Annotated in this window: 21 protein-coding genes; 16 read left to right on the top strand and 5 right to left on the bottom strand. The window is 70.1% G+C overall.

The annotated features are described in order from the left end of the window. The first annotated feature begins 49 nt into the window (after window positions 1-49). The 8 genes from fusA (at window position 50) to VK501_RS24630 (ending at window position 9,728) form a co-directional block, all read left to right on the top strand. On the top strand, window positions 50-2,155 hold the full coding sequence (gene fusA, locus VK501_RS24665) for an elongation factor G (protein ID WP_324342260.1): 2,106 nt from the start codon (window positions 50-52) through the stop codon (window positions 2,153-2,155). A gap of 85 nt (window positions 2,156-2,240) precedes the next feature. Then, on the top strand, window positions 2,241-3,053 hold the full coding sequence (locus VK501_RS24660) for a hypothetical protein (RefSeq protein WP_324342258.1): 813 nt from the start codon (window positions 2,241-2,243) through the stop codon (window positions 3,051-3,053). A 38-nt stretch (window positions 3,054-3,091) separates the two neighbouring features. Continuing rightward, window positions 3,092-3,307 (top strand): hypothetical protein, encoded by a 216-nt coding sequence (locus tag VK501_RS24655; protein WP_324342256.1) that lies wholly within the window; start codon window positions 3,092-3,094, stop codon window positions 3,305-3,307. Window positions 3,308-3,314: 7 nt separating this feature from the next. Then, window positions 3,315-3,716, top strand: coding sequence for a reverse transcriptase-like protein (locus VK501_RS24650; RefSeq protein WP_324342254.1), 402 nt, complete (start codon window positions 3,315-3,317; stop codon window positions 3,714-3,716). A gap of 29 nt (window positions 3,717-3,745) precedes the next feature. Next, window positions 3,746-4,138, top strand: a complete 393-nt coding sequence (locus VK501_RS24645; RefSeq protein ID WP_324342252.1) for a hypothetical protein — start codon at window positions 3,746-3,748, stop codon at window positions 4,136-4,138. Window positions 4,139-4,291: 153 nt separating this feature from the next. Further along, window positions 4,292-5,413 (top strand): ScyD/ScyE family protein, encoded by a 1,122-nt coding sequence (locus VK501_RS24640; RefSeq protein ID WP_324342251.1) that lies wholly within the window; start codon window positions 4,292-4,294, stop codon window positions 5,411-5,413. A 9-nt stretch (window positions 5,414-5,422) separates the two neighbouring features. Beyond that, entirely contained in the window at window positions 5,423-5,659 is a 237-nt protein-coding gene (locus VK501_RS24635; protein WP_324342250.1) for a hypothetical protein, read from the top strand. 208 nt (window positions 5,660-5,867) lie between these two features. Further along, complete coding sequence (locus VK501_RS24630; protein WP_324342249.1) at window positions 5,868-9,728, top strand: hypothetical protein; 3,861 nt, start codon at window positions 5,868-5,870, stop codon at window positions 9,726-9,728. Window positions 9,729-10,414: 686 nt separating this feature from the next. Here the strand turns inward: VK501_RS24630 and VK501_RS24625 are convergent. Together VK501_RS24625 and VK501_RS24620 are read right to left on the bottom strand one after the other, a co-directional pair. Beyond that, window positions 10,415-10,738, bottom strand: coding sequence for a hypothetical protein (locus VK501_RS24625; protein WP_324342246.1), 324 nt, complete (start codon window positions 10,736-10,738; stop codon window positions 10,415-10,417). A gap of 116 nt (window positions 10,739-10,854) precedes the next feature. Beyond that, complete coding sequence (locus VK501_RS24620) at window positions 10,855-11,820, bottom strand: alpha/beta hydrolase (RefSeq protein WP_324342244.1); 966 nt, start codon at window positions 11,818-11,820, stop codon at window positions 10,855-10,857. Window positions 11,821-12,114: 294 nt separating this feature from the next. On the opposite strand from VK501_RS24620, the gene VK501_RS24615 reads away from it, so the two are divergent. The 4 genes from VK501_RS24615 (at window position 12,115) to VK501_RS24600 (ending at window position 14,111) form a co-directional block, all read left to right on the top strand. After that, the gene (locus VK501_RS24615) at window positions 12,115-12,372 is read left to right on the top strand and encodes a hypothetical protein (RefSeq protein ID WP_324342242.1); all 258 of its coding nucleotides are present in this window, start codon (window positions 12,115-12,117) and stop codon (window positions 12,370-12,372) included. 137 nt (window positions 12,373-12,509) lie between these two features. Continuing rightward, a complete protein-coding gene (locus VK501_RS24610) occupies window positions 12,510-13,235 on the top strand; it encodes a hypothetical protein (RefSeq protein WP_324342240.1) in 726 nt (241 codons plus the stop codon). Between the two features lie 239 nt (window positions 13,236-13,474). Beyond that, window positions 13,475-13,816, top strand: coding sequence for a hypothetical protein (locus VK501_RS24605; RefSeq protein WP_324342238.1), 342 nt, complete (start codon window positions 13,475-13,477; stop codon window positions 13,814-13,816). Between the two features lie 19 nt (window positions 13,817-13,835). Next, complete coding sequence (locus VK501_RS24600) at window positions 13,836-14,111, top strand: hypothetical protein (protein ID WP_324342237.1); 276 nt, start codon at window positions 13,836-13,838, stop codon at window positions 14,109-14,111. Between the two features lie 325 nt (window positions 14,112-14,436). Here VK501_RS24600 and tnpC read toward each other — a convergent pair whose 3' ends face one another. Beyond that, entirely contained in the window at window positions 14,437-15,891 is a 1,455-nt protein-coding gene (gene tnpC, locus VK501_RS24595) for an IS66 family transposase (RefSeq protein WP_324342235.1), read from the bottom strand. 181 nt (window positions 15,892-16,072) lie between these two features. Between tnpC and VK501_RS24590 the strand changes: the two genes are divergently transcribed. From VK501_RS24590 to VK501_RS24575, 4 genes are all read left to right on the top strand, one after another. Continuing rightward, window positions 16,073-17,290 carry a tyrosine-type recombinase/integrase gene (locus VK501_RS24590; RefSeq protein WP_324342233.1) on the top strand — a complete coding sequence of 406 codons (1,218 nt, stop codon included), beginning with the start codon at window positions 16,073-16,075 and terminating at the stop codon, window positions 17,288-17,290. A gap of 143 nt (window positions 17,291-17,433) precedes the next feature. Next, window positions 17,434-17,685 (top strand): helix-turn-helix domain-containing protein, encoded by a 252-nt coding sequence (locus tag VK501_RS24585; protein WP_324342231.1) that lies wholly within the window; start codon window positions 17,434-17,436, stop codon window positions 17,683-17,685. 196 nt (window positions 17,686-17,881) lie between these two features. Next, the gene (locus VK501_RS24580) at window positions 17,882-19,201 is read left to right on the top strand and encodes a hypothetical protein (protein WP_324342229.1); all 1,320 of its coding nucleotides are present in this window, start codon (window positions 17,882-17,884) and stop codon (window positions 19,199-19,201) included. Between the two features lie 293 nt (window positions 19,202-19,494). Continuing rightward, entirely contained in the window at window positions 19,495-20,280 is a 786-nt protein-coding gene (locus VK501_RS24575) for a hypothetical protein (RefSeq protein ID WP_324342228.1), read from the top strand. Between the two features lie 253 nt (window positions 20,281-20,533). On the opposite strand, the gene VK501_RS24570 is transcribed toward VK501_RS24575, so the two are convergent. Both VK501_RS24570 and mobF read right to left on the bottom strand, forming a co-directional pair. Beyond that, window positions 20,534-21,007, bottom strand: coding sequence for a hypothetical protein (locus VK501_RS24570; protein ID WP_324342226.1), 474 nt, complete (start codon window positions 21,005-21,007; stop codon window positions 20,534-20,536). Continuing rightward, window positions 20,934-21,983 (bottom strand): MobF family relaxase, encoded by a 1,050-nt coding sequence (gene mobF / locus VK501_RS24565; RefSeq protein ID WP_324342224.1) that lies wholly within the window; start codon window positions 21,981-21,983, stop codon window positions 20,934-20,936. The genes VK501_RS24570 and mobF overlap by 74 nt, the downstream gene beginning before the upstream one ends. Window positions 21,984-22,230: the final 247 nt, after the last annotated feature.

The following is a 22,230-nucleotide window of genomic DNA, read 5'->3' as shown; positions in this document are numbered from 1 at the left end:
GATCGCCTGAAGTGAGGGCGGGAGCGGTCCCGAGGAAAGGAGCCTGGGCATGCACAAGGCTGCGGACCGCATCCGCAATGTGGCCCTCGTCGGCCACCGCGGCAGTGGAAAGACCTCGCTGTTCGAGGCATTGCTCTTCCAGGCGCAGGCCACGTCTCGTCTGGGCAGCGTCGCGGACGGCACCTCGCTGTCGGACTCCGAGCCCGACGAGCAGGCGCGGTCGATGTCGATCAGCGCCGCGCTGAACTCGTTCGAGTGGCAGGACCGGCGGATCAACCTGCTCGACACGCCCGGCGACCCGAGCTTCGTGGCGGACGCGCTGGGAGCGCTGCGCGTCTGCGAGTCGGCGGTGTTCGTGGTCAACGCCGTCATGGCCGTCGAGCTCTCGACGGTGCGGCTGTGGGAGCGCGCCACCGAGCTCGACCTCGCCCGGATGGTCTTCGTCAACATGCTCGACCGCGAGCGCGCGGACTTCTTCCGCACGCTCGAATCGCTCAAGGCCGCCTTCGGGCCGCACGTCGTGGCGGTCGAGATCCCGATCGGCGCCGAGCACGAGGTGCGCGGCGTGGTCGACCTGGTCGACATGAAGGCCTACGAGTACGACGGCTCGTCGCCGCCCACGCGCGACAACTGCCGCGAGATCCCGATCCCCGACGACCTGCTCGCGCAGGCCGAGGAGTACCGGGAGAAGCTGATGGACGAGGTCGCCGAGGTCAGCGACACGCTGATGGAGCGCTACCTCGAGGGCGACCCCATCTCCCACGAGGAGATCGTCGCCGCGCTCAAGGACGGCACCAACCACGGCGGGATCTTCCCCGTCGTCTGCGGCGTCGCGACGCGCAACCTCGGCACCAACCGGCTGCTCGACGCGGTCGTCGACGACCTGCCGTCGCCGGTCAAGCACGGGACCATGGACGTCAGCGACCACGTGGCGCTGGAGCCCGTCGAGGACAAGGAGCTGTTCGCCTACGTCTTCAAGACGCGCGCCGACCCGTTCGCCGGGCGCATCAACCTGTTTCGCGTCTACCAGGGCGTCCTGGGCCACGACAGCCATGTGTTCAACACGCGCTCGCACGCCAAGGAGCGCATCGGCCAGCTGCTGCGCTTCAGCGGCAAGGACACCGAGCCGGCCGACGAGTTCGGGCCCGGCGACATCGGCGCCGTGGCCAAGTTGAAGGAGACGCGCGCCGGCGACTGGCTCGCGTCGCGCGACGAGCCGATCGCCATGCCGGCGATCAAGCTCCCGGCGCCGGTGATGGCGTTCGCGATCGAGCCCAAGGCCAAGGGCGACGAGGAGAAGGTGTTCACCGCGCTGCGCCGGCTCCAGGAGGAGGACCCGACGATCGACCTGCACCGCGACCGGCAGACCGGTGAGCAGATCGTCGCGGGGCTGTCGCAGATGCACGTCGAGGTGATCGTCGACCGCTTGAAGTCGCGCTTCGGCGCGGAGGTCGCGCTCAAGCCGCCGCGCGTGCCCTACCAGGAGTCGATCCGCAGGCCGGCCAAGGCCCACGGGCGCCACAAGAAGCAGACCGGCGGACGCGGCCAGTTCGGCGACTGCCACATCTCGATCGAGCCGCTGGACATCGATCCCGCCCACCCCGGATTCGAGTTCGTCGATGCGATCAAGGGCGGCGTGATCCCGCAGGGGTTCATCCCGGCGGTGCAGAAGGGCGTCGTCGACGCGATGGCCCACGGGCCGGTGGCCGGGTTCCCGCTGAAGGGCGTGCGCGTGACGGTCTTCGACGGCTCCTACCACTCGGTCGACTCGTCCGAGCAGGCGTTCAAGACCGCCGGCTCGATCGCCATGAAGCAGGCGATGGCCGACGCGGGGGCGGTGCTGCTCGAGCCGATCATGCTGGTGACGCTCACGGTGCCCGAGGAGTCGGTGGGCGACGTGATCGGCGACCTGAACGCGCGGCGCGGCCGGCCACAGGGGATGGAGCCGGTGAATGCGTCCCACCCACCCACCACCGAGGTCAAGGCCGAGGTCCCGATGGCCGAGATGCTCACCTACGCGCCTGACCTGCGGTCGCTGACCGGCGGCCAGGGCGACTACACGATGGAGTTCGTCCGCTACGAGGAGGTGCCGGCGCACCTGGCCCAGAAGGTGGTCGACGCGGCGGCCCGCGACGAGGAGGCGGTACGCGCCTGAGGTGGCGTGATCTTCCGTGCAACGGCGAGGGTCGCAGCGGATCGCCCCGTCAGCAGGGTGTCCGTTGCTACCCTCGGCTGCGCCCTTGACTCGCAAGTCCATCACCACGAACCCCGCCGTCGTGACCTGCGACGTGTGCGGCCGCACGCTGCTGCGCGGCGAGAACGCCGACGTCTTCCTCTCCGGCGGATCGCGCCGCAACGTGTGCGACCTCTGCACCGGCCGCGCCGTGCACGAGGGCTGGATCCGCGAGGGGCTCGACGACGTCGTCGCCCGCAGCCGGGATGGCCGCAAGAGCCGGCGGGGCGGGTCGCTGCTGTCGCGCCTGCGCGCGCGCCGCCCGGAGCCCGGCTACGAGGCCGCGGAGCCGCGGCAGCCGGCGTTCCCGGCCGAGCCCGTCGAGCCGCTGTACGACGAGTACGACGGGGTCGAGCCCGACGGGGACGAGCGCCCGCTCGCTCCGCCGCCCGAGCGCGCCGACCGCTACGAGCGCGACTACGAGCCCGTCGCCGTGGCCGCCGAGCCGGCGCCCGACCACACGCTGTACGAGTCGCGCTCGGTGCGCGGCGTGCCCACCAACGCCGAGCTGAAGGTCGCTCGGGCGATGGAGCTCTTCAACCAGTCCCAGCAGGTGCGGACGGTCGCCGGCGTGGCGCGCTCGCTGGGCGCGCCGATCGTCAGCGCGCGCCCGTCGCGCACCGAGGGCAGCGTCGTGACCATCGTCGTCGCGTGGGAGCTGTCGTGGTACCGCTTCGAGGTGGACCTCGGCAACGAGGCGGCCGGCGTGCGCGTCGCCGCGCAGGGCTCGGAGCTCTCCGAGCTGGAGACCATCGACCAGACCGCCAACGCGGCCGCCGACGACCACGGCCGTCTGCATCCCGCCGCGTCACTGGCCTAGAGCCCGCCGCCGCCGATGACCTCCCGCCGGGACAGACCATGATCTACTGCGTCGTCCCAGAGGAGCTCGCCCCCGAGCTGTATGACCGGATGGCGGCGTACTACGCCGACGACCCGGGTGTCGAGGTCATCATCGACCGCCGCAAGTCCGAGCGCCGTGAGGCCGGGACCGAGGACGGCGAGCACCGTCGCGAGATTCGTGACCGGCGCCGCGCCCGCGTGCCGGGCGAGTTCCCGCAGCTCGACCCTGAGTGACGCGCCGGTGAAGGTCACCGTCCACGTCGACGGTGGGGCGCGGGGCAACCCGGGTCCGGCGGCGGCGGCCGCGGTCGTGCGCGACGCCGCGTCGGGCGCCGTGCTGGACGAGGCGACCGAGCTCCTGGGCGAGACCACCAACAACGTGGCGGAGTACCGCGCGCTGCTGCTGGGGTTGGCGCGCGCCGCCGAGGTCGGCGCCGACGAGGTCGAGGTGATCAACGACTCGGAGCTGATCGCGCGCCAGGTCAACGGCGAGTACAAGGTCAAGCACGAGGCGATGAAGGCGCTGCACGCGGCGGCGCTCCAGGCCTTGGCCGGGTTTCGCGCGTGGTCGCTGCGCAGCGTGCCCAGGGCGCAGAACGCCGGCGCCGACGCGCTGGTCAACCAGGCGCTGGACGCGGCGTAAGGGCGCGGGAGTTCCGGCGTTCACGCTCTGTGTTCAAGAATCGCCGCACCCGCAAGCATGGCCTGCCGGCCGAGGCGACCGTCCTGTCCATCGACGACAAGTCCGGGCGCTCGGCCGACACCATGCGCACGTTCGATCATCACCTCGAGGTCCGTCCCGAGGGGCGCCAGCCCTTCCACGCGACGGTCCGCCAGGCGTTCGGCATCATGGGGCTGCGTCCGGCCGAGTACGACGTCCTGCGCGTCAAGTACGACCCGGAGTCCCAGAACGTGGTCTTCGACTTCGACGGCGATCATCGCTACGACGTCGAGGCGAGCCAGGCCCGCACGCTGGAGATGCGCCGCCAGACGGCCGAGATGCTGAAGGCCCGCGCGGCGGCGGGCGGTCCGACGGTCAAGGGGCAGGTACCGGACGCCGGCTGAGGACGGTGGTCTGGCGCCCGACCCCGGGCCGGGGAAGTCCAAGGACGAGGAGTACGCTCCGCGGGTCCGAGCACACCCCAGCGACCGGGTCGCGGGCAGGCTCAGAGCGGTCGGACCGCGGCGCGTTCCAGCGACCCCTCCAAGGAGGAGCTCATGTCAGCTCCAAGGATCCTCGTGCTTCTCGGCGTCTCGATGCTCTCCCTCGCCGCGCCGGCGGGCGCGGCGCAGGTCGAGAAGATCGCCGGCGGCCTCGACAACCCGCGGCACCTCGCGTTCGGTGGCAGGGACCTGTACGTCGCCGAAGCAGGTCGCGGCGGGGACGGTCCGTGCTTCGCGGGTCCGGAGGGGGGTGACGTCTGCGTCGGCGCCACGGGCGCCGTGACCGTCATCGACAGGGACGGAGGCCAGCGCCGGCTGGTCGACGGCCTTGCGTCGTTGGCCGACAAGGGCACGGGCGCGAGCGCGATCGGCCCGCACGGAATCGACGTCAGGCGCGTCGATGACGTCTTCGTGACCAACGGCGGCCCGACCGAGGCCAACCGCGACGAGCTGGCCAAGCAGAACTCCGTGGCCGACCTGTTCGGCCGCGTCCTGCGCATCGGGTCCGACGGCGACATCCGGCGCCTGGTCGACGTCTGGGGCTTCGAGCGCGACAACAACCCCGACGCGAAGCCGGCCAATCCGGCGATCGACAGCAACGCCGTCGACGTCCTCGCCCGGCACGGCCGGTTCATCGTCGCCGACGCGGGCGGCAACAGCCTGCTGAAGGCGGGCAGGGACGGCCGCATCGAGGTGCTGAGCATCTTCGGCAACCGCAACGTCAAGGATCCGTTCGGATCAGGCGAGATCCCGATGCAGGCCGTGCCGACCGGCGTCGTCAAGGGCCCGGACGGCGACTACTTCATGAGCCAGCTGACCGGCTTCCCGTTCCCGGTCGGAGGCGCGAACGTCTACCGCGTGGACCGCCACAGCGGCGAGGCGCAGGTCTTCGCCAGCGGGTTCACGAACATCATGGATCTGGCGTTCGACGACCACGGCACGCTGTGGGTCCTCGAGATCGACCACGACAGCCTGCTCACGCCGATCGGTCCCAGCAGCGACGGCGCGATCTTCTCCGTCGACGAGAACGGCGACAAGACGCAGCTGGACCTGCCGAAGGGGACGTTGACCAACCCGGGCGGCATCACGGTCGGCGAGGACGGCGCGCTGTACGTCACCAACAAGGCGACGGCGGCGGGCGACGGGGAGGTGCTGCGGATCGACCCCGAGCAGTAGGAGCAAGGCATGTACTTCCGGCAGCTGCTCAACGACACGTCGGCATGCGCGTCCTACCTCCCCGAGGAGTCGGGGGTGGACTTCGACCACCACCCGCTGGCCGACGGAGAGGTCGTCCACCTGGGCAACTACCTCCACGCCCACGGCGAGCACACGATCGACGCCATGGCACGGATGTTGTACCGGTCGCTGACCGAGCGGCTGCTGGCGCTTCCCGATCACCTGCTGCTCTACCCGGGTCACTAGGTCGACACGGGGCCGTGACCGCCGCGCAGCAGTTCGTCGAAGCTCCCGAACGATGCGCATGACTGCCCAACGCCGCCGTCCGCGTGGTGACCCGGATTGCGATCGCACGTCGGATCGGTTTATGGTGCGACCGCCGCGGTGGTCCGGCGGTCTCATGTCGCCCGAGCTGTCGACGGGCTGAAGCACAAAGGGGAGAAGGTTGCACAGCTTGCGGAAGCGCTGGCCGTACGTCGGCGCGCTCATGGTGGTCGTCCTCGCGGTCCTGGCGGGTGGCGCCCTCGCAGTCGCGAGCCTGGGTCCGGACGACCCGACCTACGTTCCGGGCACGCCGTTTCCGAAGCTCGACGAGGCCCAGGAGCAGCAGCTCCTGGAGCGCGACAAGGAGTTCGTCGCCGGCCGCACCGCGGGCGACGACCCCCTCGACGTCGCCCACGCGGGTCAGCTGCGCTCCAAGGCGGCCAAGGCGGCCAAGAACCTCGCCAAGAGCCCGCCGTCGCCGACCGCCCCGTCGACCTTCACCGGCGGCTGGTCGTCGGTCGGCCAGCGGCCGATCGGCGAGATCACCCGCTCGTCGTTCGACCTGGTGTCCATGAACGGGCGCATCGGCGCGCTCGCGATCCGCCCGAGCACCGGTCAGATCATCCTGGGCGGCGCCCAGGGCGGCATCTGGACCTACGACGCCGCCTCCGGCCAGTGGACGCCGCGCACCGACGACCAGCAGACGCAGGCCATCGGCTCGCTCGCCGTCGCGCCGACCGACGACAAGGTCGTCTACGCTGGCACCGGCGAGGGCGCGCTGTCGGGCGACAGCTACTTCGGCGACGGCGTCCTGAAGTCGACCGACGGCGGCCAGACCTGGTCGCCGGTCTCGGGCGACACGTTCCAGGGCGTCTCGATCCCGCGCGTCGTCGTCGACCCCACGAACGCCGACCACCTCTACGCGGCGACCATCCGCGGCCGCGGCGGCGCGCATCGCACGAGCCCCACGGTGCACTCCCGCTTCGGCATCTGGGAGTCCAAGGACGGCGGCGCGACCTGGAGCCTGATCCGCGAGGCCGACGAGGCGCACGGCGCCGCGGACATCGAGATCGATCCCCAGAACGCCAAGGTCGTCTACGCGTCCTTCTTGAGCGACGCGATCTACAAGAGCACCGACGGCGGCGCCACGTGGAGCAAGATCGACAACTTCGGCCTGACCGGCGCGTCCTTCACCGACACGCGCTTCTCGCTGTCGATCTCGCACCCGGACGCGGGCGGCGACGGCGTGCTCTACACCGGCTTCGACTACACCGACGCCGGCGGCGAGCACCAGCCCTCGCGGGTCTGGAAGTCGACGGACGGCGGCGCGAGTTGGACGGAGCTGCCCGACGGCGGCGACGGCCCGCAGGGCGAGGCCGACGCGGTCGGCGACTACTGCGGGGAGCAGTGCACGTACGACAACGTCATCGAGGCCGACCCGCGCAACCCCGACGTGGTCTTCGCCGGCGGCATGTTTGGCTACGACCTCAGCCCGCAGTCGGGCGGCATCTTCCGCTCCGACGACGGCGGGCAGACCTGGAAGAACCTGGGCTGGGACCAGCATCCGGACTTCCACGCCCTGACCTTCGACGCGAGCAAGCCCGGCCACGTGGTCGTCGGCTCCGACGGCGGCGTCTGGCAGAGCGACACGCTCGGCGGCCGCCCGGCACGCGCGAATCCGCTGGACGACAACGACTGGGAGTCGCTCAACGACGGCGGCCTGACGCTCGGCCAGTACTCGAGCATCGCCACGAACCCCACGATGCAGGCGCGCCTCTGGGGCGGCACGCAGGACAACGGCACGCAGCGCCGCGCCTCCGAGACGAACGACACCTGGTACGACATGACGAGCGGCGACGGCGGCCAGGTCCTCGTCGACCCGACCGACTACCACTTCGTCTACGGCACGTACTTCGGGATCTCGCCGTACCGGATCACCGACGGCGGCGGCTCGTTCTTCACCAACCAGGGCATCGCGCAGGGGATCGACCTCACCGACCGCTCGGAGTTCTACGCGCCGTGGGTGATGAACAAGCTCAACCCGAGCCAGCTGTTCTACGGCACGCAGCGCGTCTACCGCACCAACAACGCCAAGGCCCCGGCGGCCGGCGACGTCCGCTGGACGCCGATCTCCGGCGACCTGACGACGGGCTGCGCCGGCACGGCGCCCAACGGCGCGCGCGCATGCGTCGTGTCGGCGATCGGCGTGGGCGGCGGCGACGCCGTCTGGGCCGGCACGCTCGACGGCCTCGTGCACGTCAGCCCCGACGCCCAGGTCAGCGCAACACCGGCCTGGACGCGCGTCGACAGCAAGGGCAAGGTCCTGCCGAACCGCCCGGTCGCGAGCATCGCCGTCGATCGCAGCAACTACCGCGTCGCGTACCTCGGCTACAACGGCTTCGACGCCGCCACGCCGAAGACGCCCGGCCACGTCTTCAAGACGACGGACGGCGGCAGGAGCTGGCTCAACATCACCGGCAACCTGCCCGACACGCCGGTCAACTCGGTCGTGCTCGACCCGTCCTACGACAGCACGCTCTACGCGGCGACCGACGTCGGCACGTTCGTGACCTACGACGGCGGCGCCCACTGGGGCCCGCTCGGGACCGGCCTGCCCCGCATCGGCGTGTGGCAGATCGACCTCGACCCCGTGCACCGCGTCATGGCGGCGGGCACGCACGGGCGCGGCGCCTACCGGCTCACCGACACGACGAAGGCCCCCTCGCTCGTCCTGACGAAGTCGGCGGCCGACGTGCCCGTCGGGCCCGGGAGCGACCTGAAGTACACGATCACGCTGCGCAACATCGGCAACGCCGACGCCACGGGCGTGACGATCACCGACCCGGTGCCGGCCGGCACGGCGTTCGCGTCGGCCGACAGCGGCGGCAGCGTCTCGTCCGGCGCGGTGCGGTGGACCGGGCTGACGGTCGCCGCCGGTGCCAGCACGAAGGTCAGCTTCACGGTGAAGATCGCGCCGTCGGTGTCGGCCAAGGCCAAGTCGATCGTCAACGACGGCTACGAGGCCACCTCGGCCGAGGGCCCGTCAGCGACCGGCTCGCCGGTCATCACGCCCATCGCGGCCGCCAACGCGGTCGCGCTGAGCCCCGCCACGCAGACCAACGGCGCGCGCGGCGGCCAGACCGTCGACTACCCGGTGACGCTCACCAACAAGGGGTACGAGACCGACAGCTACACGGTCGCGGTGTCCGGGACGTTCACCGGCGAGGTGCGCGACGCGGCCTGCGCGGCCCCGCAGACGACGACGCCCAGCGTCGGCCCCGGCGAGTCGACGAAGGTCTGCGTGAGGATCACCGTGCCCGCAGGCGCCGCCAACGAGCAGACAGACGCCTCGACGGTGAAGGCGACGTCGGTCGGCAACCCGTCGGTCAGCGGCACGGCGACGGTCAAGACCATCGCCGTCGCCGTCGACACGCTGCTGGTGGACGGGGACACGAACGTCCCGGTCGACTCGCAGCCGTACTACAAGGACGCGTTGACGGGCGCGGGCGCCACGTTCAGCACCTGGGACCTCGGCAAGGACGCCGATCTGCCGCTGACCTACCTCAAGGCCTTCAAGAACGTCGTGTGGTTCACCGGCAACACCTACCCGGGTCCGCTGCTGCCCTACGAGAGCAGGCTGAAGTCCTTCCTCGACGGGGGCGGACGCCTCCTGATGTCCGGGCAGGACGTCCTCGACCAGGCGGCCGGGACGACGCCGTTCGTGCACGACTACCTCCACGTCGCCTGGGATGGCAGCGAAGCCCAGAACGACAAGGGCACCGACACCGTGACCGGCGTCACCGGGACGCTCACCGACGGGGTCGGCGCCGTGACGCTGAACCACGAGGTGCTCCAGGCCGAATACGAGGACCAGATCACGCCGACGGCCGGCGCGAGCGGGATCTTCACCGACGAGACGGGGGAGACCGACGCGCTGTCCTTCGCGGGGCCCTACAAGGTCGTGTTCCTCGCGTTCCCGCTGGAGTCCTACGGCAGCGCGCCGCAGAAGTCCGACCTGATGAAGCGGGTGCTGGGCTTCTTCGGGCCTTAGGGGAACACTGGCCCAGAGGGCCAGGTTCCCTTGCGGGTCTTCGCCCAGGGGGCGAAACCCGCGGCGGGTCAGGGACCCGGGCTCCTAGGAGGACCGCGGGCGGCCAGCTACCGCCGTCCGAACGAACAGCTCGCCGGGGCGGCCGTGGGCCTCAACCTGTGAGTGGTCATGCACGGACGACACCGCCTCGTCGTCGTCGTGGCGGCCGGTCTCGCGGGCGCGTTCGGCGCCGGAACGCTCCTTGGGAGCACGGCCGGCCACCGCGGCTACGAGACCTCGACCCCCCAGAAGCCGCAGGCGCGCGAGCGCCCGGTGTCGCAGCGGGCTCGCCCCGCCGCTCCCGCGACGCGCTCGCCCGTGGACCCTTCGCGGCCTGCTCGGTCCGGCGGGCCCGCACCGTCCCGACGGACCGCTCGGCATCAACGGACGCACCGGCGTGCCTGCCCGCCTGCCGACCGTCGTGGTCCGGCGGCCGTGCTCGGCCCTGACGGCCCGCTCGGCCCCGATGGCCCGCTGGGCCCCAACGGGCCGCTCGGCCCCAACGGCCCGCTCGGCCGCGGCGGCGGCTGATCCGTTGCGTGGCGGCCGGCGTGCGCGGGGAGCGACGCTGCAGCGGCCGTGGCACTCGGGCCACGCAGGGCGAGGCAAGCCGCCGGCGGGGCACCGCCGGCGGCCTGCCTACGCCGCTACTGGATCGGTGCCAGCGAGGCCGTGTGCAGCCCGAGGGGGCCGGACGTGTTCATGGTGAGCTGGTACGGCAGCCCGAAAACGGCCGCTCCGGCGTTCAGGCCGCCGATGGCCGCGTCAGCCCCGGCGTTCCAGCCGCCGATCGCCGCGTCGGCGCCAGCCTGGTAGGCCCCGCTGATCGCGGGCGGAATGAACGGCGAAGCCACCGACGGCGGGGCCATGGTCGGGACGGTCGACGCGCCGGCGAGGCTGACGGGCCCGACGGTCGCGATGATCGCCACGGCGGCGCCGATGCCGGCAACACGCTTGCCAATGGACATCATGTGTACATCTCCTTCGAGGGGATTGCTGTCGGGGTGAGGGTGCTCGCCCCCAAGCCATGGCAGGACCGGTCTATAGGACGGTCTTGACTGGCGCGGGAGACGCGCCGGCGCGCCGATCAGTCCGCGTGGGAGCGCTCGGCGGCCTGGATGGCGGTCTCGATGGCCGTCGCGACCCGGGCGGGGCCGGGGCTGTTGCCGAGGACGATCGTGTAGTGGTTGGTGCCGGGGACGTGCTCGACGTCGAGGTGCGGGTGGCCGGCCGCGAACTCGTCCAGATACTCGCGCGGGATCACGGGGCAGTCGTCGTCGAGCGGGCCGCGGGGTGCGCGGAGCAGGCGGGTCGGGGTCCGGACTCGGGTGATGGCCTTGCTGGTGACGCCGTCGAACAGGAGATCGAAGCTGTCGGCCATCACGGCCTCGTCGCGGACGACGCAGCACGCGGCCCGTCCGTCATGGGCCATGTCGTAGCGCGCGTAGGCGTCGACGTCGTCGTCCCACGCGTCCTTGAAGGCCGGGTGTGCGCGCCAGTCCGCGAGGTAGTCGTCGGCCGACGCGCACGGGGTCTCCGTGCGTCCGGGCGTCAGGTCGGCGTCCTCGGGCTCCGCGTCGGACTCGTGGACCGGCGCGGGGCACGGCAGCCCGCCGTCGAGCAGCACGAGCCCGGCGGCGCGCTCCGGCTGCTCGGCCGACAGTCGCGCCACCAGATGCGCACCCATCGAGTGGCCCACGAGGACGGCCCGTTGCACACCGACGTGGTCGAGCACCGCGGTCAAGTCGTCCATGTGGGTCGCGAGTCCGTAGGGACCGGGAAGGGTCGCGCTGCGCCCGCGCCCGCGCAGGTCGGGGGCGACGAGGCACGCACCGGGGCGGGCGGCGAGCTGCCGCGCCACCGTCCGCCATGTCATGTGCGAGGCGGTGACGCCGTGGACCGCGAGCACCACGGCCTCGGAGTCGTCCGGCGCGCGCCCAGCGCACGCGACGTTCAGCGCACCGCCGGCAACCGCCACCTCGAAGTGCCTGCCGAAGGGATCGCTCCCGGTCTGATCCGCCGGGCGCGCCTGCGCGGCGTGGTCGATCGTCATCCGCACCATGCTGGACTCCTGTTGTGGGGCCGATGTCGACGCAGAGCGTGGAGGGAGAGCGCCACCGTGGGAGCTGGCCCTCGTGTCAGCGTCGGCCGGGCGGGCGAACGGCGGCGGCCGCCGGTGATGCCCGATGTCCTTGGGTCAGGTCCGGCGAGACCACCGGTCAGCTCACGTGGCGCGCCGCCGGGGCGAGCATCTGCGGAGCATCGGCGGGGTGCGCTGCCAACAGCGCCCGGGTTCGAATGAGTCCAGCGGTAGCTCCGGCCGCCGGCAGAGAAAGGTTCAAAGTCAGTGACTCTTCGCAAGCTTGTGGGTGTCGTGCCGGTCATCGCCGCACTGGCGCTCGCCGCCCCCGTGGCGAGCGCGGGCGCCCAGACCGCGGCTGGGCCCGGCTCGATCCCGTGCTACCCGTACCCGGCGTTCTGCGGTCCCGACGGACAGCCGTGGTTCCCGCTGTCGTCCCGGCTCGGGCTCACACCCCTCACCGGGCTCGCACCCCTCGTCGCGCCCGGCCTCCACTTCGGCCCGGGGCCCGTTCAGCTTCCGTAGCGTGCGGAGGGGAGGGCCCTCGTCGTCCCCGGCGGGCGCTGCGGCTGAAGGGGGCGAGGCGCTGAGCGCGGTCTTCGGCCGGCAGCGCCTCGCCGCTAGACCCACAATCGGCGGCGCGGCTGCATAGGTTCCAGCCCATGCGCCTGCGACACGCATCCGTGGCCTTCTGCGCCGCCCTCCTGCTCACCGCACGGCCCGCGCTCGCCGGCAAGTCCGGCACGTGGACGAAGCTCGGCCAGAGCAACCTGGACAACATCGACGAGGCCGCGCTCGCCCGCACGGCGAACGGCACGCTGCTCTGGCGCGTCGGCGCCCCGGGCTCGGTCACGCTCGACCAGGGCAAGGCAGACCACATCGTCGGCCTGGCCGCCGACGCCGAGGGCCGTCTGTGGGTGTTCTGGATCCTGCGGGGCTCGAGCCCGACGGTGTTCGCGCGGCGCTCCAACGAGGCCGCGACGGCGTCCGGCCCGACGGTCGCCGCGAAGGCGCCGCCCGGTCAGCAGTCGGGCTTCAAGATCAGCGGCAACGCCCAGAGCTCCACGCTCGACCTCGTCGGCCTGTTCGGCGACACGAGCTCCCAGGCGCAGTGGCACACGCAGGTGCTGCCCGGGCTCGCGATCAAGCCGTTACCGTCGACGCTCAAGAGCAGCAAGTCGACGAAGGTGAGCTTTACCGTCAGCGACCCGGATCCGGCGAAGGGCGCGACGGTCCACGGGGCCGGCAAGTCGGCCACCACCGACGCCAAGGGCCACGCCTCGATCACGCTCGGCCCGACCTCGAAGTCGTCGATCGCCGTCACCCTGACGAAGGCTCACTACACCGAAGGCGCGACCCGCGTGCGCGTCAAGCACGCGGGAAGCTGAAACGGTCGAGCACGGGAGGTTGCCGGGGCGACTCGCAGGACCGCTCGCTGCTTGCCACGCCGCAGCGGCGACCGGCCGCTACGGCCAGACGCAACAGGTCCTGGGGACAGGTCAACGAGGCGGCTACGGCTCCACACTTCAGGCGCTGTTCAACCTGCGCTGAGCGCCACACCGGCGCTGCGCCAACCGACCGCGGGCGATCCCTGACCGGCCGTCCCGGGCAAAGAAGGAGACAGTCGATGAGGTTGAGTCTGAAGCGCCTTGCCCCGGTGACGGCGGTGACCGCGGCCGCCGCGGCCTGCGCTCTCATCCCTGCGGCGAGCGCGAGCGCCGCGCCCGCCGCGTTCGCCGTTCCGAGCCTCCCGGCTCTCCCGGCGCTGCCGTTGTCGGGCGCCGGCCTTGGGTCGCTTCCGGCCTTCGCGTTCCCGGCCACCGGCTTCGCCGGGGTTCCGCTGACGTTCCAGGGCCCGCAGGTCGCCATCGGACCGACCGTCATCGGATCCGTCTTCAACGGCGGGACTTCAGTCGTGGTGTCCAACGACCCCCCGGTCGCCAGCGGCAACGTCATCGGCTCGCCGTAAGCGGCCACGGAGAGATGTGATGAGCACTCGAAAGCTTGCGGCAATCGCGGCCGCCCTCGCCCCGCTCGCCCTCGTGGCGCCGGTGGCAAGCGCGGCCGCGGCCACGACCTCGCCCGCCTCCGCATCCGTGCCGACGGCGGCTCCCGTCTTCACCTTCATCCCGCCGAAGGTGGGACCACTGCAGGTCATCATCGGGGCCACGTTCATCGGTGGGAAGCAGATCAGCCAGGGCGTCAACGTATCCACCCCTGGAACCTCGCTCCCGCCCATCATCTGGTCGCCCCCCTCGCCCTGATCGCGGACGAGCCTTCGCGATCGGTCGGCCTTTGGCCGAGGTGCGCGACGTCGACGTCGCCATCCTCGACCTCGGCCTGCAGCGACCCCACCGAGATCGGGCGGGCGCCTCAACCCCGGCGCCCGCCCGAGATGGTGGCCACGGGCGGTAGCCATTGCCAGCACGGTGCTTGCGATTCGGCCAGGAAGCAACGAAAGCCCCGCGTGCGGGGCTTTCGGGTGAAGCGGCCCAGGAGACTCGAGCTCTCGACCTTCTGCATGGCAACGCCTATAACAACTCTAGAATTGTGTAAACGTTCAGTGGGTCGGCTGGCCGTCGCTGGGCGTCAGGGGAGCAACGGGACGGGGTCGCCGCGGCTGTGGGCGCTGAAGGCGTCGACGAGGTAGTCGTGCAGGGGGCGCCGTTGGAGGCGGCAGGTGGTGTGCACGGACAGCAGCCGTTCGATGCGCTGCTCGCCGTCGGCCGACTGGGTGCCGAGGCTGAGCTTGCGGTAGATGACGGCGCCCTGGAGCGCGCGTTCGGCGTGGTTGTTGGTCGGCTGCACGCCCTTGTGGTCGGCGAAGGTCCACAGCGCCGGCCAGACCTTCAGCAGGTTGCGCGCGATCCCGCGCGTGTACTTGTAGCGCGGGGCCTTGCCTGAGTAGGTGCGCAGGATCGGCTTGAGCTCACGACGCAGCGCACGGATCGCGAGCCGCAGGTCGCGGCGGTCGCCGGTGTGCTGGAAGATCTCCCAGGCCCAGAACAGCTGCTCGCAGATCCGCAGGCCGTGCTCGCCGAATGCCTTCTCGGCGGCCAGGCCTTCGGCGTGGGCTTTGAAGTCGCGGCGCAGGTGCGCCCAGCAGACCTGGCGTCGAGCGACGGGCAGATGCGCATAGGCCCACCAGCGATCTGACGTCACGATCGCGCTGGTGTCGCCCAGCAGATCCTTGGCGTGGTCTTCGTGGCGGCCGGCACGGACGCGTAGCACGGCGTGACGGTCGGTAAACGCCCCCCACAACGCACGCCGCTGCCCCGCAGTGCGCCAGCCGGTCTCGTCGATGTTCAGCGCCTTGGCGGCCCGGACGCGGTCGAGCAGATCGGCGTCGGGCTGCTGGAGCGCGTCGGCGACCCGCGCCAGGATCGCGTCGACCGTGCCACTGGAGATTCGCGCGCCGAACAGCTGCTCGCAGCACTCCACGACATCGCGGCGCGAGACGCGGTTGCGCACCGACAGCACCGCCACCGCCGCGTGAAACCGCGGCCCGAACGCGCTGGCAGCGATCTCGCCCGGCAGCTGCGCACGCCGGCGCTCACCGCAGCCGGGGCAGCGCACGCGCGGGCACTGATGCTCGGTCACCGTGACCGCCAACCGCGGCAGCTCCTCGACCTGATGGCGCACCGCCTCGCCCACGGCGACCAGGTCGCCGGCCTCAAAGACGTGGCCACAGCCACACTCCACCGGCCAATGCACCACGACGTCATCGACCGCCGCCGTCGGCAGCAACTCGCGGCCCGCGCCGTCGTGACCATCCTGGGCGCCCCGCTTACGTCCCGACGGATCCTTGCCACGCCTGGGCGGCGTACTCGGCGAATCGGCGCTGGGCGGCTGCGACGAGTTGCGCGACGACCGCTTGACCTGGCGCTCGAGCTGCGCGATCCGCTCATCTTGCCGCGCGACCCTCGCCGTCAGCGCCTGGACCTGAGCCTCAAGCCGCTCGTTCTGCGCCGACAACGCCAACAACACCTCAACGACGGCATCACGGCCCTGCTCATAGATCGCCTCGGCCTCGACCCGCTCCACACGATCAGATTCGACGGGCCGACGTTATGTCCCCCCGACCGACTGAACGCCTACAGAATTGTGCATTTTGCAGGTAGTTCTGAAGTTGTAGGTGAAGCTCGATCGAGCCTGCTGAGGTTGCGTGGAGATCTGGTTCGAGACACGATGTAGGGGTGTTGAACCCCCTCGTCGACTAAGCACCATGAGCTATCTCGATCCAGTTCGCCCTCCTGCTATCAGCGGCCACGTTCGTCGCGTCGAGCGAAAGCGACGCGTCGTCTGGTACGCGAAGTACCGCGCGCCTGACCCGACCGCGCCCGGCGGCGTGCGCCAGGTCAACAAGCTCCTCGGGGCCGAATGGCCCGAGGGCGGCCCACCTCCTCCCGGCTACTTCGATCGTCGTACCGCGCAGGCCGCGCTGGAGGCGATCCTCACCGACGCGCGTCGTGGGCACATGGAGGTCGTGCGCACCGGCGTCTCGTTCGAGCAGCTCTCTCAGGAGTGGCTGGCGTGGGGCGAGCACGAGCGCGGCTGGAGGCCCTCGACGTTGGGCGACCGCCGTTCGTGTGTTCGCTTGCACCTGCTCCCGGCGTTCGGACGTCTGCGCGTCGAGCAGGTCACTACCGCGCGCATCGAGCGCTGGAAGTCCGAGTACCTGGTCCGGACCGGCAAGCGCCGGCAGGCAGCCACGTTGGTGGCGTTGATCCACTCCATGTACGAGCGGGCGCGGGTGCTCTACGGCATCCAGCGCAACCCCGCGGCCGACGTGTCGCGGATCCGCCTGAGCTACGACGCCGCATCGTTCGACTTCTATTCGCCCGAGGAGGTCTGGGCGCTGGTGCGGGCCGCGGGCGACGAGCAGGACGCAGCCATCTTCCTGACGGCGGGCTTCGCCGGCCCGCGCCGGGGCGAGATCTGCGCACTGCGCTGGCGCGACATCGACTTCGAGAAGCGCGCCATCCGGGTCGAGACGAGCGTCGTCGCCGGCCACGTCGGGACGACCAAGGGCGGGCGGGGGAGGGCGGTGCCGATGGTGCGCGAGGTCGCCGAGGTCCTCGCGCGCCTCGGCCAGCGCGGCTACCTGCTCGATCGCGACGATCCGGTGTTCCCCGGCGACGGCGGCTGGCTCGACGGCTCCGCGCTACGCCGGAGGTTCGTGCTTGCGTGCAACAAGGCGGAGCTCCGCGTGCTCCGCTTCCACGATCTGCGCCACACGCTCGGCTCCAACGCGATTAACCGCGCGAGCCTGGTGCAGGTCCAGGCCTGGATGGGCCACGCGGACTCACGGACCACCATGAGGTACTTGCATCACAAGAGCCTCGATGCCGAGGCCGACCTCCTGGCAGGGGCGTTCGAGGTCAACAGCCCGAGCGAGGTCGAGCAGTTGTTGCTGAACGTCGAAGAGAACGAGGAGGACTGATCGGGGCGGCCTGCCGGTCGCCTACGTCACGGCGGTCCAGCCGGCCGCGGTTCATGCGATTCGCGCCGGCTCGATCGACGTCGGTCGGACACTGTCGAGCAAGTCAGGGGAGGGGGTTGTGGCTCTGCCACGACTGAGTAGCCATGAGCAGCATGCGGAAGTACGAGAAGCCCGTCGACCAGCTCGAGCTCACGCCGCGGGTTGACTTCAGCCGAGAGACGCTGCTGAAGCCGGCCGAGGCGGCCCGGTTGCTCGCTGTCCGGCCGTCGTGGACCTACGACGCGGTTCGCAACGGCCGGCTCCCGGCGATCCGGGTGGGCCGGCACCTGCGCTTCACTCGGGCACAGCTTGAGGAGTGGGTGGCCGATCATGGAGTCGGCGGACGCAGTGGGTGATCAACGCCAGAGGCGCTGGCAACAACATGTGTGGTCGTGTCTCGACGGTCATACCGACCGGTGGCATCTATTGTTGCGAGGTCGCGCGCGTTAGCTGGTCCTGTCGTCCTGACCGTGGTCTCCATACCAATCCACGGGTTGACGTGGTCGAGGGGGTCCGCCATCTATCGTGGGCAGCATCATCAAAAGGAGCCGCATGAACAACAACAACGCCCCTGTCGTGCCCGTTTGGACGCTGTGCACCTCCGAAGCCAACACCCTCTTTCCAGCGGTTGCTGACGGCGGCGCCCTCACGCCCGAACGCTTGGCCGAGCTTCGCAATGCGCTCGCCACGTTCTCATCGGCGCCGCTGGTGACCCTGGAAGCCCACCCGTTGGCTAAGAAGCGCCACCGCTCAGCGGGCCTACCGCTCGACGCTGTGAGCCCGCTCGCGCAGGAACTCTCCCGTCTGGTCGCAGCGAATGCAATGAGCGTGCCGGCCGTAGCGCAGGTCGCGGAGTCGAGCGAAGTGCTCTACCGGATGGTCGTTCCCGCCAAGGTTGCCGCGCAAGTCGGCAAGGGCCTCGTAAAGCCGATGGCGTCCAAGGCCGTCGCGAACGGCATCTACGACAACTTGGTCGACGCTGCGACCAACGTGACGGTTGCCAAAGCGACGCTGGTTCCCGTCGAGCGGGCGGCGGCGGGCGCCGCCACCACTGGTGCAGCCGGAACGGCTGTGGGGACCGTCGCTGCAGGCGGTGCGATTACCGTCGCTGCGCCCCTAATTCTGCTGGCGGTCGCTGTTGGTGCGAGCGCCTATGCCGATAACCAGCGTCAGAAGGCCATCGAGCACATCACTGAGCTCCTAGAACAGCTCCAGGACGACAAACTGGAGCACGAGCGCAACGAACTCGACGGCTGCCGCGACGCGATCGACAAAGCCACCGGACTTCTACTGGACCGCGGAAAAGTTGGCGCGTCCCTCGGGTTGGACTCAGCTGTCCACGCCATCAGCACTGCGATGCAGAACGCGGACCGCCGCGTGAAGAAATGGGAGGCTGCGCTGGAGCCTATTGTCGACAACCGCGTCGAGGTCTCCGAATTGGAGGTCGATTTTCCCGGCGTTTGTGAGGACGGTGGGAAGTTCCGTACCCACCTCGAACTGGCGACTCTCGCGATCTCGCTCAAGCGCCGGGTGGTCGTCTTGCAGGGCGTGGAGGCCGGCCAGAGTGACCCGGACCACCCGTTCGAGAACTTCGTTCGCAGCCTCAAAGACGACCAGCAACGAATCCACGAGTTGGAAGCACGCATTGACAACGTTCTTCTACGCCTGTCGGCTCTGGAGGTGCGGTCCCCTAAACGGCTGATCGACAAGGTCATGACCCGAAAGCAGGTAGACAGCCTGCTTGAGACCTCGTATCGCCTCAGGGCCCTCGGAGCGGGAGTTGGCGCCGCTGGGCCGAACCCCGAGGTCGTCATCGAGATCGAGAAGCACAGCGACGGAACCCTCCTGGTGCTTCCCGCCCGCGCGTCCTGACCACCCCGCCCAAACACGGGTCAGGCAGGGACAACGCCTTCTCGACGGTGGCCAGCTATTGGAGCCACTGAGTCGGGCTGGGTTTGGCGGAGGCTCGATTTCAGGCTCGTGTCCTGGACACCTCAGAAGCGGAGTTTTATCCGATGCCAATCGTGTTTCACATCGCAGCCGACTATGGCTCCACGGATCAGCTTCGGCGGACCACTCGCCTTGTCCCGCGTGTCGGGACAGCGCCGGCGAGGACCCGTCCGGGCGATCTCGCGGTTCTCTACTGCACAACCGATCAGAAGTGGATGGCCATCGGCCGCTTCGTTCATGAGGCGGTCCGCAGTGAGCGCGACAACAAGTGGTGGAGCTACATTCAACTGTTCCCTGTCCGCCACCCGTTGACCTATGACAACGCTCGACGCCGGCCGGCACTGAAGGACTGGAAGAAGCTCTCACAGATGGCGGGCCGGCTCGCGGCGATCACGCCACCCGACGCGGCCGCTCACCTCCTGAGAGAGGTCACAAGGCGCGACCCGCAAGCTCGGACACGCCTAACCGCGTGGAGAAGTCCACTCGCCCGGCTGCCCCGCGTTGACGACCGCGACCTGCATGACGCTTGGTTCGAGCCAAGTCCGCCACCGATGCGGCTCCCTGACGAGCACGAACGGTTTCTCGCTGACGAGATCTCCGAGACGCTCGTGCGCCGGCGCAAGGCCCGCCCGCGGATCGAAAGCGACGGCTTGACGATCGGGACGGGCGCCACGGTACACCTGATGACTCGCGAGGGCGCATCGCGATTCCCCGACGTCGTGCTCGTTGATCGAACGCGCTCGCTGACGTTGCTCCTTATCGAGGTCAAGCTCCACGCACGCCTTGGCGATTTGCGAGGCCTCCGCGATGTCGTTGACCAAGTGCTCGAGTACAAGCAGCTGCTGCGCGAGCGGGACCGAGACTGGAAGGTCCGCCCGGTGATCGTCGCGGAGCGAGTAAGCGAGAACGTCGTCGACCGTGCCACCGAGATGGGCGTAGAGGTTTGGCGGTTCGACCGGTCAACGCGACGTTTCAAGGCTTTGGCCGGAAGCTACGGCTAGTCGTCGACGGGCGTATCCGTGTGATGCAGCCCGCACTTCCGAGTAGTCCGTCGGGTGCGTCGTCGGGCGAGCAGCTGTAGAGGTCAACGGTGCCAGGTGCTGAGACAGCTTCGCTTCCTCATCCCAGGAGCGGCGACGCGGGCGGTGGGTCGCTCGTCCTAGTCATACATCTCGTCACGCCGCGGACGGTCCGATCACACCACGATGCGGTACCGGAAGTCCTCTAGAGGGCAGACTCGATGGACGAACATCCTCACGGTTCGAGTCCGCTGTCGTAATCCATCGTGGGCGCTCCCACAGGGTGGTCCGGCGACAATTCGTCTCCGTGGATGAGCTGAGCGGCCGCTCGCGTCCAACGGTCGCGCTCCCCGATGGCTGAGGGGCGAGCCCCGAGGGCCTCGCAAACGTGCTCGGCGGGCGACGCAAGCTGAGCGCGTAGCTCGTCGCCGTCGATCCGGGCAAGCTGATCGACTGCCACGCCTTCCATGGCCTCGTTCACCTCGCGTCCCGAGCGTCGCTGTCGTTCGAGGGCTTGCTCCTGATCGCTCATGAGGCTGTCGAGCTCAGACCGTCGGCCTCGTTGCCAGAACCGAAGCTGTTCGCGCTCGCGTGCGAGTCGATCGATCCGCTCGCGGGCGTCGCGGGTTGCTCGATCATCCGCGGCGATGCTGTTGGCCATGGACTTTCGTCGGCTCGTCGCGAGCGAGCGCCGCAGATCGTCGAGCATCCGGCGATCGTCCTCGAGTCCGGGCAGCGCTCGCTCGACGGAGCCGGGGGAGACGAGGTACGGCGCGAGTGTCGAGCCGCGGTTGAGCCCGTCGGTGGCCAGCGATGCCGGCGATTCGTTCTCGGTCGAGCCCGAGCTCAGCGGCGCGGGCGCGCCATTCGTCGCGCATGCGGCCGACAGGCACGTTGTAGTCCTTGGCCCGTCGAGTCTGCAGCGTGGCGATCTGCGCCGCGTGGGCGGACCGCCCGCCGCGTTCACGCATGCCCGCCAGGATCTCCGTACGTCGCCGCGAGAAGTGGCGACGGATCGGCTCATCGATTCCCTTGAGCTCGGCGATGCCTTTGTCGACGGGCGACCACTCGACGCCGAGGCGCTCGGTGAGCTGATGACGGAGGGAGGCTTGGTAGAGGTAGCTCGCGGTCTTGGCGTGGGCGTAGAGCGCGCGTCCGTCGAGAGTCGTCGTCCGTCCGTCGGCGGTCGTGGCGTTGGCGACCACGGCGTGGGTGTGCAGTTGCGGGTCGCCGGCGCGCGAGCTGCGGTGACGGAATGTCGCGATGGTGAGCCCATCGCCCCTGAGCAGATGGACGCCGTTGCGGCCGCGGCGGGTCCAGCATGCCTCTCGCTCCAGGTAGCCCAGGGCGTCGCGGACGGCAGCGTCGTGAGCAGCGCTCGCGAGCCCGGCAGTCTCTTCGTCGGCTACGCCATAGAGGATTGAGACCGACTTCGGCGCCGAGAAGGTCAGGTCGTAGGCGAGGACCGACTTGTTGGTGTTGCCAGCGGTTGCGTCGAGTACGTGCAGAAACGCGTCGTCCTCGACGCGGCCCGCGAGCCCGCGGGTCGCGGCGCCGCGGCCGATCCATATGCCCGGCGCCTCGCCGCTGGCGGTGTAGTAGTCCTCTTGGCCGCTGGCCACCGCGTCCAGGTAGTAGCTGGGATCACCGTCGCCACCGCCGATCTTGCCGATGGAGAGCACCATCTCCTATGTCGACGGGGTGGCTGATCACCCCTCGGGGCATTTTCGAGATGCAAGGGTGTGCCGGTCCTGGCGGTCTGCGAAAAGGCGACTCACCTGGTCGCAGTGACAGATTGAGGGGGCAGCCCGGTCGCTTATCGTAGAGGGACATGCGCGCGCTCCGTGGCGGACCGAGAGTCATGGGGAGCTGACGGAGCTGATGGCTAGGATCGGGTTGAGCGAGTCGCTGCTGCGGCCAGCGGAACGGCAT

It is taken from the genome of Baekduia sp., from assembly GCF_035318805.1.
Lineage (GTDB): Bacteria > Actinomycetota > Thermoleophilia > Solirubrobacterales > Solirubrobacteraceae > Baekduia.
Note: the sequence above shows the minus strand (reverse complement) of the source record. Positions and strands in the feature narration are given on the sequence as shown.

Excerpts from the sequence above, each read along its gene's own strand:
- VK501_RS24635 (WP_324342250.1), top strand. The coding sequence starts at position 5,423 with ATGTACTTCCGGCAGCTGCTCAACGACACGTCGGCATGCGCGTCCTAC.
- VK501_RS24575 (WP_324342228.1), top strand. The coding sequence starts at position 19,495 with ATGGCCATCGGCCGCTTCGTTCATGAGGCGGTCCGCAGTGAGCGCGAC.
- VK501_RS24590 (WP_324342233.1), top strand. The coding sequence starts at position 16,073 with ATGAGCTATCTCGATCCAGTTCGCCCTCCTGCTATCAGCGGCCACGTT.
- VK501_RS24600 (WP_324342237.1), top strand. The coding sequence starts at position 13,836 with ATGAGCACTCGAAAGCTTGCGGCAATCGCGGCCGCCCTCGCCCCGCTC.
- VK501_RS24605 (WP_324342238.1), top strand. The coding sequence starts at position 13,475 with ATGAGGTTGAGTCTGAAGCGCCTTGCCCCGGTGACGGCGGTGACCGCG.
- VK501_RS24580 (WP_324342229.1), top strand. The coding sequence starts at position 17,882 with ATGAACAACAACAACGCCCCTGTCGTGCCCGTTTGGACGCTGTGCACC.
- mobF (WP_324342224.1), bottom strand. The coding sequence starts at position 21,983 with ATGGTGCTCTCCATCGGCAAGATCGGCGGTGGCGACGGTGATCCCAGC.
- VK501_RS24570 (WP_324342226.1), bottom strand. The coding sequence starts at position 21,007 with ATGCTCGACGATCTGCGGCGCTCGCTCGCGACGAGCCGACGAAAGTCC.
- VK501_RS24620 (WP_324342244.1), bottom strand. The coding sequence starts at position 11,820 with ATGACGATCGACCACGCCGCGCAGGCGCGCCCGGCGGATCAGACCGGG.
- VK501_RS24610 (WP_324342240.1), top strand. The coding sequence starts at position 12,510 with ATGCGCCTGCGACACGCATCCGTGGCCTTCTGCGCCGCCCTCCTGCTC.
- fusA (WP_324342260.1), top strand. The coding sequence starts at position 50 with ATGCACAAGGCTGCGGACCGCATCCGCAATGTGGCCCTCGTCGGCCAC.
- VK501_RS24625 (WP_324342246.1), bottom strand. The coding sequence starts at position 10,738 with ATGATGTCCATTGGCAAGCGTGTTGCCGGCATCGGCGCCGCCGTGGCG.
- VK501_RS24585 (WP_324342231.1), top strand. The coding sequence starts at position 17,434 with ATGAGCAGCATGCGGAAGTACGAGAAGCCCGTCGACCAGCTCGAGCTC.
- VK501_RS24640 (WP_324342251.1), top strand. The coding sequence starts at position 4,292 with ATGTCAGCTCCAAGGATCCTCGTGCTTCTCGGCGTCTCGATGCTCTCC.
- VK501_RS24655 (WP_324342256.1), top strand. The coding sequence starts at position 3,092 with ATGATCTACTGCGTCGTCCCAGAGGAGCTCGCCCCCGAGCTGTATGAC.